Origin of the sequence: Bacillus sp. FSL K6-1218 (genome assembly GCF_038006445.1) — a bacterium.
In the GTDB taxonomy this organism is placed as follows: domain Bacteria; phylum Bacillota; class Bacilli; order Bacillales; family Bacillaceae_G; genus Bacillus_A; species Bacillus_A thuringiensis_S.
The window spans coordinates 2,754,257-2,770,730 of the sequence record NZ_JBBOVE010000001.1 but is presented as its reverse complement, the minus strand read 5'-3'; the positions used below and the strand labels follow the sequence as shown (position 1 = coordinate 2,770,730).

The following is a 16,474-nucleotide window of genomic DNA, read 5'->3' as shown; positions in this document are numbered from 1 at the left end:
GAGAAGGTGAGAGAATGGGTAAATTAGTTGTTATTGGGGGCGGACCTGCTGGCTATGTAGCAGCAATTACCGCGGCTCAAAATGGCAAAGATGTCACTCTTATTGATGAAGCTGACCTTGGCGGAACATGTTTAAATGTTGGGTGTATGCCTACGAAATCACTGTTAGAAAGTGCTGAAGTACATGACATTGTGAGAAAAGCGAATGATTATGGAGTTACGATTAATACAGAAAATATCTCAATTGATTGGGGTCAAATACAGGCGAGGAAATCACAAATTGTAATGCAACTCGTCCAAGGAATACAATATTTAATGAAGAAAAATAAAATTAAAGTTGTAAAAGGAAAAGCGAAATTCGAAACGGATCATCGTGTGCGAGTTGTACAAGGAAATAAAGAAGAAGTAATCGATGGAGAGAGCTTTATTATCGCAGCTGGTTCCGAGCCTACAGAATTACCATTCGCTCCGTTCGATGGAAAATGGATTTTAAATAGTAGCCATGCAATGTCTCTTGAGAGTGTACCATCTTCATTGTTAATCGTTGGCGGTGGTGTAATAGGATGCGAGTTTGCAAGTATTTATAGTAGACTTGGCACAAAAGTATCGATAGTTGAGATGGCACCGCAATTACTACCTGGTGAAGATGAAGATATCGCGAATATTTTAAGAGGAAAATTAGAAAAAGATGGTGTGGAAATTTTTACGGGAGCAGTTTTAAAAGGATTAAATAACTATAAGAAGCAAGCTTCATTTGAATACGAGGGAATTACTCACGAAGTAACTCCAGAATTTGTTCTTGTTTCTGTAGGAAGAAAACCACGAGTACAACAATTAGGATTAGAAAAGGCAGGAGTTCAGTTTTCAAATAAAGGGATCGCTGTGAATGAACATATGCAAACGAACGTATCGCATATTTACGCAGCTGGTGATGTGATAGGTGGAATTCAGCTTGCTCACGTTGCCTTCCATGAAGGAACGACAGCAGCATTACACGCAAGCGGAGAAGACGTGAAAGTAAATTATCATGCTGTGCCCCATTGTATATACACAACTCCAGAAATAGCTAGTGTCGGGTTAAGTGAAAAAGGTGCAAGAGAACAATATGGTGATATTCTCATCGGAGAATTCCCTTTTACAGCGAATGGAAAAGCTCTTATTTTAGGAGAACAAGCGGGTAAAGTAAAAGTCATTGTGGAACCTAAATACCAAGAAATTGTAGGGATTTCTATTATCGGTCCTCATGCAACTGAACTTATTGGTCAAGGAACCGTAATGATTCATACAGAAGTTACCGCGGATATAATGAGAGATTATATTGCGGCGCATCCAACTTTATCTGAGGCTATTCATGAAGCGTTAATGCAAGCGGTAGGATATGCTGTACATGCTTAGATGGAAATATAATAAACCACTATTCTCTAAATAAATAAGAGAATAGTGGTTTGATTTTTTATTAGCAATGGAATATATTATTATTTTTTAACTTCAATCGCTGAAGTAATATCGTTCCAATCAGCAGCTAAATTAGCAGTTTTACCGTACCAATCAGCGTGTTTAAATAAAACGCCTTTTCCATATCCTTGTGTTGAAGTGTGTTCCCAAAGTGTTGTTGAATAACTTGCAGAAGGCGACGCTGTACTTACAGAAGAAATTCTGTCATTCCAGCTAGATGGTAAGTTTTTAAAGCCACTGCTCCAGTAAATATATTGACCACCTTTATCTTTATGTTCATAAAAATCAGTACTACCAGCACCGCTACCTAAAGGATTAATATTATTTTTAATTGCTTTTTTATCCTTTGCAATATACGCATCCAATGTTTCGCGGCTAGTAAAACCATAAGCTAGCCAATCTCCATTTTCATTTTGCTTAGGTAATACCATAGTAATTTGGATATCTTTCTTATCATGATCACTTAATTTTGCAAATGAATTAACATTTTGTTCATCCACTTTTAAATAATCAAATGACTTAATTGTGTTACTTTTTTCCTCAGCACTTACCGCACCTAGTCCTCCAGTTAATGCAAAACCCGCTACTAATGTCCCTGCTACTAATTTCTTCAACATATAACCATCCCTTTTTGTTTGAATTTTTGTACAGGTGAATCTTGTACAGCTAAAATGTATTCTAATTTTATACTTTTGTAAATATTATGAAGTTTTAGAAAAAAATAGGCGGAATATTTACAGTTTTACATTATTTCTTTAGAAAAAATGGTTATTGGAATGATATAATAAGTGGATGTATTGTTTTTACTGGATGTAAAGATATTTTAGGAGAGGTGTTATTGGAATATTTCACAAGAGATTGGTATAAAAAAATGCAAGTTTTAGAATTTGTAAGTTTTATAGAGTCTATAAAAGAATGGTCGGAAATAGATATACAAAGTTTAAGGGAAGAAATAGAGGAAAGGAAAATAGATTTATTAAAATTCCTTCCTGAATCGATATACTCAATTATACAAAACATCACAATTAATTCAGAATACCCCTCAGGTGAACTGAAAAAACTTATGCAAGAGTGGACAATAGATTATGAGAAAAGAATGGCACAATTAGATCAATCATACGTAGAATATTTTAATTCCATTGAGAAAAAACTTCCGTCAAATGTCGCTCAGCTACATGAGACATCACTACATGATAGTGTGATTAAAGTAGTAAAGAGAAAATCAGAAGATACTTTGTCTATTGTATTAGATTGCAGTGGTACTTTTAGTGAATTTGATAAACTTGAAGTAACTTTTATCCCGCATTAACGGGCAGTAAGACACCCACCTCAAAATGCAGCGAAAGCAAAGAAGTTAGGTGGGGATCAACTGCCCGTAAAAGCCCGATTGGTTCAACTAATAATCAGTGGGAGATGAACAAAACCCCCACTGATTAAAGTTTCACTTTATAGGAGTAACAAAGTGTTCTATGCCGGAAAACTTTGAAAGTGCTTGGTGGCTATATCATGAAATAGCTCTTACTGAAGATGGTTTTGAACTAGGTGTTTTATTTGACTGTCCATTTAGAGAAGTGACGATTTGCGCAGCAGATGTATTATTTGTGAAGAAATAATGTTGTATGGAGTATTATAAACGTTTGACATAATAAAAAAATAAAGTTATTGTAGATACATGAAGTCTACAATAGGGGCTGTACTATGAAATATTCTAAAGCTACAAATTATGCTCTTCATACAATGCTTTTTCTGGCAAAGGCTACACCAAATAAGTTAGTTAGTGTTCACCAATTAGCAGAAATGCAAAATGTTTCACCAACGTACTTGTCTAAAATACTAACTAAGTTGACGAAGGAAGGGATGATACATTCATCATCTGGTCCAAAGGGCGGTTACTCGCTTAGTAAGAATTGGGAAGATATTTCATTTTTAGATATTATACATGCAATTGAAGGTAAAACATCATTGTTTGACTGTTGTTTACATGACAAACCTGGATGTTTAATTAATGAGGCAATGCTCGCAGCAGAAGAGAAAATGGAAGAAGAGTTAAGAAATCAAAAAATCGTAGATCTTGCGAAAAAAATAAAAGTGGATTTTTAATCTGCTTTTATTTTTAAATTAATTAAGGATAAAAAGACTCTTTAATGTCTTTAATTGTAGTTAGAAAATAATATGAAGAAGGAGAGAAGATGATGAATAACTTTTGGAATGATCGATATAAATTAGATGAATATTTTTACGGGGAAGAACCTAATACATTTATTAAAGAACAAGGATTTCGTTTAGTAAATCACAATAAAGTAATAGCTTTCGCAGAGGGAGAAGGTAGAAATGCTGTATTTCTAGCAAGACAAGGGAACGAAGTAACAGCTATTGATTATTCAGAAGATGGATTAGAAAAGACAAAAAAATTGGCAGAGAAGCATAACGTAAACGTGCATACAAAAAAAGTAGATTTATTAGCTGATAGTTTGCCAGAAAATGAATATGATGCAGCAATTATGGTATTTGGACATTTTCATGATGATCATAAAAAAATGATATTAGATAAAATGATACAAACGATAAAGCCTGGTGGATTAATTATGTTTGAAGTTTACTCAAAAAAACAAATAAACTATGGTACTGGTGGACCAAAAGATGTTGATATGCTGTATGATCCAATTGATATCCTTACTTGGTGTGAAGAACATAAGGTAATTCATTTCTTTAATGGAGAACAAGAGCGAGTTGAAGGGAAAGGGCACACTGGTTTAGCTGATGTTATTCAAGTTGTTATTAGAAAATTAATATAAGTGTTAATGAAAGTTAAATGTATGAATGTAAAAAGACCAGTCGTATAAGACTGGTCTTTCTATTTAGATACTAAATTATCAAGCTTCCAATATGTATTTGTTAACGGCGCAGCTTTGCTATCTATGTATAAATACATATTATTTAAATCTTTTGGTGAAGTTTTCAGTTCAAATACAACGTCAGTAGTTAAAGAGAATTCGTGTGGAACATTTTTATAGTGCTCGTCACCTATCGGATGAGCTTCACCTTCATATTTCTGACCAGTTTTTTCATCTTGTATGAAATATTTTATTTCCGAAAGATCAATAGTTTGTCCATCGTCTCGAACATTATTAATCATAACACGAGTAGTAAGGCGCCGCTCTTCGTCTATTTTTTCAAACTTTGCATTTTCAACTGTCGCTCTATAGTATTCGTTTTTAACTATTTCTCCATAGTGCATTGCATTCTTTTCGAGAGCGCTCTTTTCTTGTTTTGGTGTAGTATTGCTATTACATCCTGTTAATATTCCTGTAAATAATAATGCTGTACATGTCGTTTTGATTAATGATTTCATAGTAATCCCTTTCTGTATTAAAAAGTAAAACATAGGAATAATTTTACATGAATAAGGAAATAAATAGAAGTCTTTTAGTAGAATATGCAAATGTGCATTTATTTTATGTAAAGTTAACAAAATAGAAAAAGAGAGAAAACCTGCATAAAGACGGAAGAAAAAGGATTGAAAATATTGTGAAACGGAAGAAACGTGCATATAATTAACATAAAGTTCAAATTTCTGAATCTTCAATAACGGTGGTGATAACATGTTTACTGAAGAACGTCGAGAGAAAATTTTAGAACTACTTAGTACAGATGGAAGAGTAATCGCAAAGGATCTTGCGGAAAGATTTGATATGTCTATTGATTCTATAAGAAGAGATTTGTCTATTATGGAAAAGGATGGTTTATTACAAAGAACACACGGAGGTGCAATTGAACTTACGCGAGTGAGAAACTTAGCTGCGGAACCAGCTAAATGTTATAGTGATAGCTCAATATATGAGGACACAATTGCAAGAGTTGCGGTATCTTATATACAAGAAGGTAATTCAATTTTTATTGGTGGGGCTTCCGTTCATAATGCGATGCTGAAATATTTACCGGAAGTATCATTTACGGTTATTACGAATTCTATAGAAATAGCTGGTTATCTACGAGAATATAAGAATATTGATACGTATTTAATTGGCGGAAAAGTAAAACCTTCAGGAAATATTACTGATACACTTGCCTCTGAATTGATAAGTAGATTTTCTATTGATCTTTATTTCTCTACAGGTGGAGGCATTTCATTACAAGGTATTAGTACTGCAACACCTGAAGTTGCTTATTTTAGTAAAAGAGTAAGTAAAATTGCTAGAAGAAATATTTGTTTAGTTCCGCATAATAAACTTGGAATAGATTGTTTTATAAGAGGAGAGTCTCTAAAAGAAATTGAAATTATTATAACTGACGAAGAGGCTAGTAAAGAAACTGTTCAGGACTTTGAGAAACAAGGTAAACAAGTTGTAATAGCGCCATTATATTCATTTGAAAGGAGTTTGACATGATTGTAAAAGAGCAAGAGTTTCATATAAATGGATTAACTTATACAATTCGTTCTGCAGCTGAGAAAGATGCTGAGCAGTTATCGAAAATTAGAGTTCAGATTGATGGAGAAACTGAAAATATGGATAGAGATGCTGGAGAGGGATTTATAGATGATATAGGATTTCAAAAAATAATAAAAACAGATAGTGAAGAGACGAAAAATCTCTTTTTAGTTGTAGAAGTGCACAATCGAATCGTTGGATTTTCAAGGTGTGAAGGATCAAATTTCAAGAGATTATCTCATAAAGTGGAGTTTGGCGTTTGTATTTTAAAAGAGTTTTGGGGATATAGAATGGGTAAGAGCCTATTACAACAATCTATTAAATGGGCTGACGAAAATGAGGTAAAAAAGATATCATTACAAGTATTAGAGACAAACGAGAAAGCTATTCATCTTTATAAAAAATTAGGTTTTGAAGTAGAAGGCATTTTGAAAAATGACAAAAGACTATCGGATGGAAAGTATTATAATACAGTAGTGATGGGAAGATCTACTGATACTTTTCATAAAAGAGGTGAAGAGGAATGTTTTACAGAAGGAAGTACTATGTAGTGAGAAATGAATTCATAGAAGTATTTAATGATCATTTCAATAACACGAACTTACCTAATCAATTAAAGTATGGCTCTAGGCTAATAGGACGCTGGATGAAAGGTAATAAGAATGGTACGTCTGAAGCATTCGCCATATGGGAATATGATAGTTTTGAACGGTATAAAGAAATTGAATCGAAAATTAGAAGTGACGAGATTCATGTAAAAAGAATACATGATTGGTATGAAAAACATGGCGGAAGAGAATATGTTTTACAGAAGTACATAGTAGAGATGAAAAATGAAGAGTTAGTATGTACTGTAAAATAATAGGAGCGAAGACTAATGCAGGTCAGAACGAAATTATATATTAGTTTATCAGCGGCTATTTTATTTGCAATAGCCGTGATTGTTTTCTTTATAAATGGTAATCCACAAAAGTGGTTTTGGTTATGTATTTTCTTTGCGTCCATTATACAAAATATGGTGCTACTAAAAAAGAATAAAGACGCGCATTAATATATTCAAATTATTAACATATTTGTGTCATCTTTCTAGTTGTATTGAAAACGCTTTTATTCAGTTTTATAATAGAAGTATGTTTTATAAATCTCCAAAACAATTAAAAGGGAGATGATACAATGTTAGCTTCACCGTTTTACTTACATACATGGAAAAAGTTTATTGATGAAGGAGTCTTTGATTCGAACCGTATAAACGAAAGAATTTCAGAGTCATGGCATCGATGTAGACAAGCAAATGTGAATCCTTATATGAATAAAGGTCAGAAAATTTTGTCTTCTAATGTTTTTCAAGAACAAAAGAAAAAGAGTGAAATTTTTCTTGATATAGCATTACCTCAAATACAAAATATGAGAAAAACCATTGATGAACTACAAATGATGGCATTATTAATCGATCCAGATGGTTATGTTCTATCGTTAAGTGGAAATAAACAAACGTTAAAGCGAGCGAAACATATTAATTTTATTGAAGGTGTAAAATGGACGGAATCAGCTGTTGGCACAAATGCAATTGGAACAGCGCTAGAAATTGAAGAAGCTATTATGATAAGTGGTACTGAACATTATTCCGTGGTATCTCATAGCTGGAGTTGTGCGGCCGCTCCCATTCATAACGATGACGGGAAATTAATTGGTGTTCTAAATTTCTCATGTCCAATTGAATTTTCGCATCCATATATGCTCGGTATGGTAACTTCAATGGCACATGCGATTGAACGTGAATGTAGCATAAGAGTTCATCAAAATGAATTACACTTAATCCATCGTTTTTTAGATGTCATTGATAGTGATGAACAAGTAGTTATTTGTAATCATCGTGATGTTATCGTTTCTGCGAGTAAGAGCGTTCGTGAACGAATAAATAATTGGTCAAGAATGAAACTTGAAGAGTTAATGCACCATGGATTGGAAACTAAATTAGAAATACCAGTATATAGTAATGAAAGAATGATCGGGAAATGTATGTATTTAAAGGAAAACAAACAAATGAATACATATTCTGCTCTCACATTTATAAAAGGGATTACTTTTCCAGGAGTTACCGGGACAAGCAGAGCATTTCAACACACACTAGAAGAAATTAAGCTTGTTTCACCGACTGATGCTAGTGTGTATGTATGTGGTGAGACAGGAGTAGGAAAGGAATATGTCGCGAGAGCGATTCATGAAAATAGTCCAAGAAAAGACGGGCCCTTTATAGCTGTTAACTGCGGTTCTTTGCCTAAAGAATTAATGGAAAGTGAATTGTTCGGTTATGCTGAAGGTGCATTTACAGGTGCGCGACGTCAAGGATATAAAGGGAAATTTGAACAAGCAAACGGAGGAACATTATTTTTAGATGAAATTGGTGAAGTACCACCAGAGATGCAAGTAGCATTATTGCGTGTTTTACAAGAACGCACAATAACTCCAATTGGGAGTTCAAAATTGGTACCAGTAAATATTCGTATTATTACTGCCACACATAAAGATTTACTACGGTTAGTAGAAGAAGGGAAATTCCGTCAAGATTTATATTATCGTTTGCACGTTTATCCGTTATATGTTCCATCGTTAATAGAAAGAAAAGAGGATATCCCATATTTTATACAACACTTTTACGAACGGAAGAATTGGAATGTTGTATTTCCAAAGAGTATATACAATCAATTTTTACAACATACATGGCCCGGAAATATTCGGGAACTAGTAAATGTATTAGAACGCATTTACATTTTGTCGCAAGGACGGGAAATATGCGAAAAACAAGTCGCTTTTTTGCTGCAAACAATGAGGGGAAATCAACAACAACTTGAGTTACAAGTTGAAAATAAAACAGAACATACATTGAATTTTCGTAAAAAAATACAGCGTGATAGCATGATTGAAGCATTACAAAAGACAAATGGAAATGTTTCGTTAGCTGCAAAACTATTAAATGTACCCCGTAGTACATTTTATAAACGAATGCAAAAATATAAGTTATAAAGTAGATTTTTGCAATCTACTTTTTCTTTGTGGGCTCATGTTCTGTCGGAATGTGCGCTTACCGGGGAAATAATAGAATTGTTAGAAGGGAAATTTCCTAATGGAGGTTAGTGTGTGAAGTACATTGAAATTGGAATCGGGAATAGGTGGTTTGTTCGAACGGAAACTGAAAATAAAGATGGGACTGAATTTGAAGAACGAGGTATTATAAAACCTATTTATTTTGAGTCTTTATACGTACGTATTTGGTTTCGGAAAACTTGTTTTATTTTTGATACGAAAGAGGGTTTTAAGAAAGATAAGAAGAGAAGGGTTGAATATAAATTTATTGTTGGAATTGTGAGTAGGATGACTGAAGAAAAAGTACGCTAATGAAAAGCATGTAAAGTAAAAGTGGTACTCAATCTATTGGGTACCACTTTCAATATTTGAAGATTTTTTAGTGAAAATCTCAATAGCTCTTTCATATATTTCTTTATCAATACAAAACTTTTTTGTTATCCAATAAGTAAGTTCAGAAGTGCTAAGGATATGTTCCATTTTCTCATCTGCGAAATATTGCTTTAATACATTCCCATTAATAGAAGTTGGGACACTGTCAACATAACCGAAAATCTGAATCTTTTTTAATACAGGAGATGTACGCCAATCATTAGATTTTATAATTTGTTTTTTCATACTTGTTAATTGTATCGGTTCTGTAATTAAGGTTTTTGTTGGACCAGGATCTCTAGTAATATGAATTTCCTTATTTGATACTTGATAAGTAAAAGTTTCTCTTACGTTACTTACTTGAAATGATTCGTAAAGTGGATAAGCTTGAAATAAAGGTGCACAATAACCAACATCAACATAATAAGGTTGGTCTAAGTTAACTCGTAAGCATAAATGTCCGGGATCCATATACATATAATGAACATTAAAACCAAGATTTGATAATAACCAATGAAATCCAATTGAGTGCGTCCAACAAGTACCCCCGAGACCTTTTGTTGTAATACGGTTTATGTATGTCTCAATGGAAGGAAAATAATTACCTGTTTCATTACCCTTTTCCCAGTCAATTATTTTAGTAAGGGTTTCCCATTTTATTTTTTCTTGATGAGCTTTAATAAGCTCATTTAAAAACTTTAAGCTAGTAGGCTGTTTTGTCGTACCTAAAAATGATAGAAAGCTATTTACTAGTTGTACTTGGGTCATTTTCTTATCCTTTCTATATAGAAATTGTTATTGGTATTATTATACAATAGGTGTCAGAAAATACAGTTGTTTATTATTGGAGTGGGAGAGAATTATATGTCGATGTCGCTATATTATAAAAAAATCCGTGAGCAATTAGGCCATGAACTAATTCTAATACCGAGTGTAGCTGCTGTTATTAAAAATGAGCAAGGGAAAATCTTATTTCAATATCCTGGTGGAGAATACTGGAGTTTGCCAGCTGGAGCAATTGAACTTGGGGAAACTCCAGAAGAAGCAGTAGTTAGGGAAGTTTGGGAAGAAACAGGATTGAAAGTACAAGTGAAAAAACAAAAAGGCGTATTTGGAGGGGAAGAGTTTCGTTATACATATGCAAATGGCGATAAAGTAGAATATATTGTTATTGTATTTGAGTGTGAAATTAGCGGTGGCGAGTTGAAATCGATAGATGATGAATCGTTAAAACTAAAATATTTCCCTTTATCTGAAAAGCCTCTTTTAGCATTGCCATACCCAGATAAAATATTTTTATAGTTGTAAAATAGCACACCGTATTTATTGCAGGTGTGCTATTTATATAACCCCGTCGTATACATCTCCGTCAATGTATGTACTATCTCTTCTAACTCAAATTTTTTATCATTTTTCACAATTTCCCAAAGAAACATCTCATTCATTGCGAACCAAGCACGTGCTACAATTTCTTTATTTAATTCAGGCTGTGCTAATCCACTTTCTTGAGAGTATGTAATATCCTGCGTAATATTGTTTATGAAGCGTTCCCGTATCTCGTCCCATTTTTGACGTATCTCTTTTGATAATCCGATTGCTTCTTCTACAACTTGTAAAATAGCTCGTTCTTTCTTTGCTAGTTGTAGAAATGCTCTAACTTGATTTTGAATCATTTTATGTGCTTCTTCCTTCGTTTGAGGCAAAAAGGAGCGCTTGGCAATATCATAAAATTGATTCATAACATCTTCCATTAAAACGGTGAGGAGATCATCTTTGTTTTTAAAGTATACATATGCTGTTCCGTAACCGGTTTCTGCATGTTTAATAATTTGTGTAATTGTCGTTTTTTGAAATCCGTTATTTATAAAAATAGTGTAACCAGAGTGTAATAGTTTTTTCTTCGTTTCTAAGGAGCGGTGTTTTCTTGATGAAAGGGTACTGTTTTTCAAAGAATCACCTCTTTATACTGAAATATCTGAAAATATAACTATATTGTAAAAGAAATTCATATATAAAGTCAACTGACATAATATCATTGACGTCGTATCAATTGAGGTGATATATTTCAATTAGTTAGAATAAAAAGAAAATTAAGAGAAGGTGACACCATGTATAAAGAACCATTTCAACCGAATTATGAATATGCGCTTGAATGTGATAAACATGATGAACTGAAAGATTTTCAAACTGAATTCTATAAAAAAGAAGGAACGATATATTTAGATGGAAACTCATTAGGACTACTTTCAAAAAGAGCAGAGAAATCATTACTTACGTTGCTAGATTCGTGGAAAGAGTATGGCATTGACGGCTGGACAGAAGGTGAGCACCCGTGGTTTTTCCTTTCAGAGAAATTAGGTAAACTTACAGCCCCTCTTATTGGTGCTTTACCGGAAGAAACTATTGTAACCGGTTCTACAACTACAAATATACACCAAGTTATTGCGACGTTTTACGAACCAAAAGGAATACGTACAAAAATACTTGCGGATGAATTAACTTTCCCATCAGATATTTATGCACTTCAAAGTCAAATTCGTTTAAAAGGATTAGATCCAGAGGAGCATTTAGTAAGAGTGAAAAGCCGAGATGGTAGAACACTTTCTGAAGAAGATATTATTTATGCGATGGAAGATGATATTGCTTTAATTTTATTACCTTCTGTTTTATATAGAAGTGGTCAAATTCTTGATATGAAACTTTTAACAACGGAAGCTCATAAACGCGGCATTCACATTGGATTTGATTTATGCCATTCAATAGGATCTATTCCGCATCATTTCAAAGATTGGGATGTCGATTTTGCTGTTTGGTGCAATTATAAATATTTAAATGCAGGACCGGGTAGTGTTGCAGGCCTTTATGTAAATAGTAAACATTTTAATAGACTGCCAGGATTGTCTGGATGGTTTAGTTCTAGAAAAGATAAACAGTTTGATATGGAGCATACATTAACAGCTGCTGATCATGCAGGTGCTTATCAAATTGGTACACCGCACGTATTAAGTACAGCACCATTAATTGGTTCACTTGAAATTTTCAAAGATGCTGGTATTGAACGTTTACGTGAGAAATCTTTACATATTACGAGATACATGCTGAATTTAATTGGACATGAATTAAAAGATTTCGAATTTACAATTGGAAATCCATTAGAGGATGAAAAACGAGGCGGGCACATTTATTTAGAGCATGCAGAAGCAGCACGTATATGTAAAGCACTAAAAGCAAATGGAGTAATTCCAGATTTTAGAGCGCCAAATGGGGTGAGACTTGCGCCGGTCGCTTTATATAACACATACGAAGAAGTGTGGAAATCTGTACAAATATTAAAGAAAATTATGAAAAATGAAGAGTATAAGCAGTTTGAAAATAAGCGAGAGGTTGTGGCATAGATATGAAAACATCAGAGTGGATTGATATTTCACAACCGCTAAATAATAATATTGCAACGTGGCCAGGAGACACACCGTTCTCGTATGAAGTTTCATGGTCAAAAGAAGAAAGTGGCTCAGTAAATGTCGGAAAGTTAACGATGAGTATTCATACAGGCACTCATATTGATGCACCATTTCATTTTGATAATGATGGAAAGAAAGTATTGGATTTAGATGTTCAAGTTTATGTTGGCCCAGCACGGATTATTGACGTTTCTAATCTTGAAAGCATCGGGAAAAAGGAATTAGAAAGCTTTCATTTAGAAGGTGTAGAACGATTATTATTACGTACATCTTCACATGGAAAAGCTGAAGAATTTCCAGAGGTGATCCCTCATTTACGTGCAGACATAGCGTCGTTTCTTTCAGAGAAAGGTATTTGTTTAATCGGAGTAGATGTACCATCAGTTGATCCGCTAGATGATAAAGAATTAGCAGCGCATTATCAATTATTTAAACATGGAATTCATATTTTAGAAAATGTCGTACTAGATCATGTAGCAGACGGTGATTATGAACTTATTGCATTACCACTTGCATTAACTGATGCAGATGGAAGTCCAGTTCGAGCCGTTATTAGACCAATATAAGTAGAATTATATAAAAGGGGCGTTTGGCTAATATGAAAGAAAATGAAAAAGTAATTATGGAAAAAGGGATTCATACGGATTTTAAAGAGAATATGACGTATGGGGAGTATTTACAATTAGATAGTTTACTATCTTCTCAAAAAAGATTATCGGACCATCATGATGAAATGTTATTTATCGTTATCCACCAAGCAAGTGAGCTTTGGATGAAGCTCATTTTACATGAGCTAAATGCGGCGATTGAATCTATTAAACAAGATAAATTACAACCAGCTTTTAAAATGTTAGCACGTGTATCAAAAATTCAGTCTCAAATTATTCAATCTTGGGATATTCTTGCGACATTAACACCATCAGAATATATTGAGTTTCGTGATTCACTCGGTCAAGCTTCAGGTTTTCAATCGTATCAATATCGTATGATTGAGTATGCACTTGGCTATAAAACGCCGCACGCATTAAAAATTTATGAAAAGGATCCAGAATTACATGCACGGCTTCATAAAGCGCTACATGCACCAAGTCTATATGATGTCGCGATTCAAGCATTAGTAAAAGAAGGATTCCCTATTCATAAAGATGTGTTAAACCGTGATATTACGCAGCCTTATGAAGAAGATGCAACAGTAGAAGCGGCGTGGTTAGAAGTGTATGCGGATGTGAAAAAATATTGGAATTTATATCAGCTTGCTGAAAAATTGATTGATATTGAAGACTGGCTACAACAATGGCGTTTCCGTCATATGAAAACAGTAGAAAGAATTATTGGACATAAAATGGGGACAGGTGGATCCTCCGGTGTTTCTTATTTAAAACGAGTACTTGATCAACAATTCTTCCCAGAGCTTTGGAATATTCGTACGAAATTATAAAAATAAACCTGTCAGTTCATTATGGCTGACAGGTTTATTTTTATTTGAGCACAATTATGTTTAAAATGAAGTAACAAGATATAATAAATGGAGTAACTATTTAAATGGAGGTAAAGTTTTTGGATTTCAAGCAACTAGAAAATAAATTCGAAAAGAAAAAAGTGAATACATTTCTTGTTTATCAAAAAGGGGAATTAACAACTGAGTATTATAAAACACCTAAATGTGCAAATAACTTATATAAAATAAATTCGATTACAAAAAGTATCGTATCTTTATTAATTGGTATTGCAATTGATAAGGGCTATATAAATGATATACATACACCGATTACAGAGTGGATTGAAAATGTACCTGGGGAAAAACATGATTTGACGCTTTATCACTTATTAACAATGACTACTGGTGAGGATTGGAAAGAGTTTGGGAATGGAGTAGTATTCCCAAATGTATTTGTAGAATCAGAGAACTGGGTACAGTACATATTAGAAAAGCCAATAATTGAAAAACCTGCTACAAAAATGAATTATAATTCAGGTTCTTCTCATTTACTGAGCTATATTATTCAAGAAGCTACTGGAATGTCGACAGAGCGGTTTGCAAAGAAATATTTATTTGATCCATTAGAAATTAACGAATACGAATGGCAACAAGATCCGCAGGGTGTATATGTCGGTGGCTTCGGTATGAAAATGAAATCTACCGATTTATTAAAATTAGGAAAATTATGTTTACAAAATGGATATTGGAATGGGGAAGAAATTGTATCAGCGAAATGGTTAGAAGAGTCAAGCAGGGTGCAATTTGAAACATATGAACATGTCGGCGCATATGGATATCACTGGTGGGTATTACATAACGAAAGATTTCACATACCGTATTGTATATATTTCGCTATGGGATACGGCGGACAATACATCGTTATCATTCCTCAGTTAGAAGTAATAGCTGTTATAAGTAGTCATATGCCAAAACGTGGGCTCGTTCCATTAAAATTATTTATTGAGCATGTACAGGGAAATTCCAATTATATATAAGAAAAGGAGGGAATGTATGAGGGATGAAAAAACTTTATCTTTATTTAGATTATGTTTAAGTCTTCTAGCATGTAGCGCCATTATTACGCAATTCATAATCAGGGCACAAGCGAAACCGTTCAATCCAGTTAACTTTTTTAGTTTCTTTACGATCGAAAGTAACATTTTAGTTGCATGTATTCTCCTTTTAAGCAGTATCGGAACAGCTACATTTGGTCGATCAGAGCAGTTTAGTATACTTCGTGGTGCGGCAACGGTATATATACTTACGACAGGACTGATTTATTTTTTACTATTAAGAGGATTAGAAGAATCACTTCAAACTGCAATACCATGGGTAAATACGGTGCTGCATTATATCATGCCAATTACCATGCTTTTAGATTGGATTTTAAATCCACCAAATAAGAAAATCACCTGGAAACAAGCTGCAAGTTGGCTCTTATTCCCGTTTTTTTACGTTGTATATAGCTTATTACGTGGTCCAATCGTAAATTGGTATCCATATCCTTTTTTAGATCCGAGAATAGGAGGATATGGTAGAGTCCTTTTATATAGTATAGGGATAGCTGTTGTAATTGGCGCTATTTGTATATTGGTAAGATTTTTAGGGAATCGAAATTTTAGGAAAGAATTTTAGAAATGCAAGAACCCCCACTGTTTCTGTTTTTAACAGTGGGGGTTCACTTTATCCCGTAAAAGTCCGATTGGTGAGGACTAATAATCAGTGGGAGATGAACAAAACCCCCACTGATTAAAGTTTCACTTTATCTACTCGTCTTCTGAAACGACAACTTTATAAATTTCTCCGTCTTCGTTTCAAATTCTACATCAACAAAAACACCATATTCTTTTCCATCTTCACGTAACCACAATTTAAATTTTTCAACAGTTATTTGAACTGTTTTGGGTTTTCTACCTATATGTAGATAGTCAATAATTTCTGCTTTTGGGTATTGTTCTTTCGTCTTTTCTACGGCAAGTTTACCCCATTTGGCATACGGCGGCTGCGCATGAACAATTGATGAGCCTGTATATATATTTGAACATGTTGTTAGGAACAGAATGACGAGTGCGACACGTTTTAACAATTTCTTCATGATGAACTCCTTTTATCCTTTTTTTATATTGTTTACATATTTTTTCAACGATATTAGTTTGGATTTTTTTGTCTTCTTTACATAAAAGCGAGGCTTTT

At 33.6% G+C, this 16,474-nt stretch carries 20 protein-coding genes and 2 pseudogenes; 17 read left to right on the top strand and 5 right to left on the bottom strand.

From position 1 onward, the window contains the following. Positions 1–14 precede the first annotated feature (14 nt). Positions 15–1,394 (top strand): dihydrolipoyl dehydrogenase, encoded by a 1,380-nt coding sequence (lpdA, locus tag MHI26_RS14015; protein WP_061666093.1) that lies wholly within the window; start codon positions 15–17, stop codon positions 1,392–1,394. Positions 1,395–1,474: 80 nt separating this feature from the next. On the opposite strand, the gene MHI26_RS14010 is transcribed toward lpdA, so the two are convergent. Next, positions 1,475–2,071, bottom strand: a complete 597-nt coding sequence (locus tag MHI26_RS14010) for a hypothetical protein (protein ID WP_000914431.1) — start codon at positions 2,069–2,071, stop codon at positions 1,475–1,477. A 221-nt stretch (positions 2,072–2,292) separates the two neighbouring features. Here MHI26_RS14010 and MHI26_RS14005 point away from each other — a divergent pair. From MHI26_RS14005 to MHI26_RS13990, 4 genes and pseudogenes are all read left to right on the top strand, one after another. Continuing rightward, positions 2,293–2,748 (top strand): annotated as a pseudogene (locus tag MHI26_RS14005) (DUF4085 family protein); the annotation flags it as partial. 151 nt (positions 2,749–2,899) lie between these two features. Then, a pseudogene (locus tag MHI26_RS14000) lies at positions 2,900–3,067 on the top strand (DUF4085 family protein); the annotation flags it as partial. A gap of 85 nt (positions 3,068–3,152) precedes the next feature. Then, on the top strand, positions 3,153–3,554 hold the full coding sequence (locus tag MHI26_RS13995; protein WP_000877649.1) for an Rrf2 family transcriptional regulator: 402 nt from the start codon (positions 3,153–3,155) through the stop codon (positions 3,552–3,554). Positions 3,555–3,643: 89 nt separating this feature from the next. Beyond that, a complete protein-coding gene (locus tag MHI26_RS13990) occupies positions 3,644–4,249 on the top strand; it encodes a class I SAM-dependent methyltransferase (protein ID WP_061666094.1) in 606 nt (201 codons plus the stop codon). 59 nt (positions 4,250–4,308) lie between these two features. Here MHI26_RS13990 and MHI26_RS13985 read toward each other — a convergent pair whose 3' ends face one another. Then, positions 4,309–4,806, bottom strand: coding sequence for a hypothetical protein (locus MHI26_RS13985; RefSeq protein WP_000838461.1), 498 nt, complete (start codon positions 4,804–4,806; stop codon positions 4,309–4,311). A 250-nt stretch (positions 4,807–5,056) separates the two neighbouring features. Between MHI26_RS13985 and MHI26_RS13980 the strand changes: the two genes are divergently transcribed. The 6 genes from MHI26_RS13980 to MHI26_RS13955 all read left to right on the top strand — a co-directional run bounded on the left by MHI26_RS13980 (position 5,057) and on the right by MHI26_RS13955 (position 9,280). Then, positions 5,057–5,842, top strand: a complete 786-nt coding sequence (locus MHI26_RS13980) for a DeoR/GlpR family DNA-binding transcription regulator (RefSeq protein ID WP_061666095.1) — start codon at positions 5,057–5,059, stop codon at positions 5,840–5,842. Beyond that, on the top strand, positions 5,839–6,435 hold the full coding sequence (locus MHI26_RS13975; RefSeq protein WP_061666096.1) for a GNAT family N-acetyltransferase: 597 nt from the start codon (positions 5,839–5,841) through the stop codon (positions 6,433–6,435). Before MHI26_RS13980 ends, MHI26_RS13975 begins: the two co-directional genes overlap by 4 nt. Further along, positions 6,408–6,746 (top strand): NIPSNAP family protein, encoded by a 339-nt coding sequence (locus tag MHI26_RS13970; protein ID WP_061666097.1) that lies wholly within the window; start codon positions 6,408–6,410, stop codon positions 6,744–6,746. Before MHI26_RS13975 ends, MHI26_RS13970 begins: the two co-directional genes overlap by 28 nt. Before the next feature lie 15 nt (positions 6,747–6,761). Beyond that, complete coding sequence (locus MHI26_RS13965; protein ID WP_001198098.1) at positions 6,762–6,935, top strand: hypothetical protein; 174 nt, start codon at positions 6,762–6,764, stop codon at positions 6,933–6,935. Between the two features lie 122 nt (positions 6,936–7,057). Then, positions 7,058–8,908: a sigma-54-dependent Fis family transcriptional regulator gene (locus MHI26_RS13960; protein ID WP_061666098.1), complete on the top strand. Its 1,851-nt coding sequence runs from the start codon at positions 7,058–7,060 to the stop codon at positions 8,906–8,908. Positions 8,909–9,022: 114 nt separating this feature from the next. Then, positions 9,023–9,280, top strand: a complete 258-nt coding sequence (locus MHI26_RS13955; RefSeq protein ID WP_061666099.1) for a DUF3977 family protein — start codon at positions 9,023–9,025, stop codon at positions 9,278–9,280. Between the two features lie 33 nt (positions 9,281–9,313). Here MHI26_RS13955 and MHI26_RS13950 read toward each other — a convergent pair whose 3' ends face one another. Next, the gene (locus tag MHI26_RS13950; protein ID WP_000195531.1) at positions 9,314–10,108 is read right to left on the bottom strand and encodes an arylamine N-acetyltransferase; all 795 of its coding nucleotides are present in this window, start codon (positions 10,106–10,108) and stop codon (positions 9,314–9,316) included. A gap of 96 nt (positions 10,109–10,204) precedes the next feature. On the opposite strand from MHI26_RS13950, the gene MHI26_RS13945 reads away from it, so the two are divergent. Then, positions 10,205–10,642 (top strand): NUDIX hydrolase, encoded by a 438-nt coding sequence (locus MHI26_RS13945; RefSeq protein ID WP_000062934.1) that lies wholly within the window; start codon positions 10,205–10,207, stop codon positions 10,640–10,642. 35 nt (positions 10,643–10,677) lie between these two features. Here the strand turns inward: MHI26_RS13945 and MHI26_RS13940 are convergent, their stop codons facing one another. After that, the gene (locus MHI26_RS13940; protein WP_061666100.1) at positions 10,678–11,289 is read right to left on the bottom strand and encodes a TetR/AcrR family transcriptional regulator; all 612 of its coding nucleotides are present in this window, start codon (positions 11,287–11,289) and stop codon (positions 10,678–10,680) included. A 159-nt stretch (positions 11,290–11,448) separates the two neighbouring features. On the opposite strand from MHI26_RS13940, the gene kynU reads away from it, so the two are divergent. The 5 genes from kynU (at position 11,449) to MHI26_RS13915 (ending at position 15,916) form a co-directional block, all read left to right on the top strand. Beyond that, a complete protein-coding gene (kynU, locus tag MHI26_RS13935; RefSeq protein ID WP_061666101.1) occupies positions 11,449–12,735 on the top strand; it encodes a kynureninase in 1,287 nt (428 codons plus the stop codon). Positions 12,736–12,737: 2 nt separating this feature from the next. Next, positions 12,738–13,367: an arylformamidase gene (kynB, locus tag MHI26_RS13930; RefSeq protein ID WP_061666102.1), complete on the top strand. Its 630-nt coding sequence runs from the start codon at positions 12,738–12,740 to the stop codon at positions 13,365–13,367. A 32-nt stretch (positions 13,368–13,399) separates the two neighbouring features. Continuing rightward, positions 13,400–14,239, top strand: a complete 840-nt coding sequence (kynA, locus tag MHI26_RS13925; RefSeq protein ID WP_000661956.1) for a tryptophan 2,3-dioxygenase — start codon at positions 13,400–13,402, stop codon at positions 14,237–14,239. Positions 14,240–14,358: 119 nt separating this feature from the next. Next, positions 14,359–15,276 (top strand): serine hydrolase domain-containing protein, encoded by a 918-nt coding sequence (locus MHI26_RS13920; RefSeq protein WP_061666103.1) that lies wholly within the window; start codon positions 14,359–14,361, stop codon positions 15,274–15,276. A gap of 16 nt (positions 15,277–15,292) precedes the next feature. After that, on the top strand, positions 15,293–15,916 hold the full coding sequence (locus tag MHI26_RS13915; RefSeq protein WP_001204115.1) for a Pr6Pr family membrane protein: 624 nt from the start codon (positions 15,293–15,295) through the stop codon (positions 15,914–15,916). A 127-nt stretch (positions 15,917–16,043) separates the two neighbouring features. Here the strand turns inward: MHI26_RS13915 and MHI26_RS13910 are convergent, their stop codons facing one another. Next, complete coding sequence (locus MHI26_RS13910) at positions 16,044–16,376, bottom strand: DUF3889 domain-containing protein (protein ID WP_000734901.1); 333 nt, start codon at positions 16,374–16,376, stop codon at positions 16,044–16,046. Between the last annotated feature and the right edge of the window lie 98 nt (positions 16,377–16,474).